Annotated in this window: 1 protein-coding gene; it reads left to right on the forward strand. The window is 61.3% G+C overall.

Annotation, left to right across the window (positions count from 1 at the left end; all coding sequences use genetic code 11):
• Window positions 1-439, forward strand: a 439-nt coding sequence (locus MDHKLMBL_RS20710; RefSeq protein WP_500684322.1) for a carbamoyl phosphate synthase preATP-grasp domain-containing protein, incomplete at both ends; no start/stop codon positions are given.

Consider the following 439-nt stretch of genomic DNA (forward strand, 5'->3'; position numbering starts at 1 on the left):
TGCCAAAACGTACCGACATCCAAAGCATCCTGATCCTGGGCGCCGGCCCCATCGTGATCGGGCAGGCGTGCGAGTTTGATTACTCCGGAGCCCAGGCCTGCAAGGCGCTGCGCGAAGAGGGTTACCGGGTTATTCTGGTTAACTCCAACCCGGCAACCATCATGACCGACCCGGTCATGGCCGATGCCACCTACATCGAGCCGATCACCTGGAAGACCGTCGAGAAGATCATCGAGAAAGAGCAGCCGGATGCGCTGTTGCCCACCATGGGCGGNCAGACNGCGCTGAACTGCGCCCTGGACCTCGAGCGCCACGGCATTCTGGAAAAGCACGGCGTGGAAATGATCGGCGCCAACGCCGACACCATTGATAAAGCCGAAGACCGGGACCGCTTCGACAAGGCCATGAAGAAGATCGGCCTCGAGTGTCCGCGGGCCAC

This window comes from Marinobacter flavimaris, assembly GCF_002933295.1.
GTDB lineage: Bacteria > Pseudomonadota > Gammaproteobacteria > Pseudomonadales > Oleiphilaceae > Marinobacter > Marinobacter flavimaris.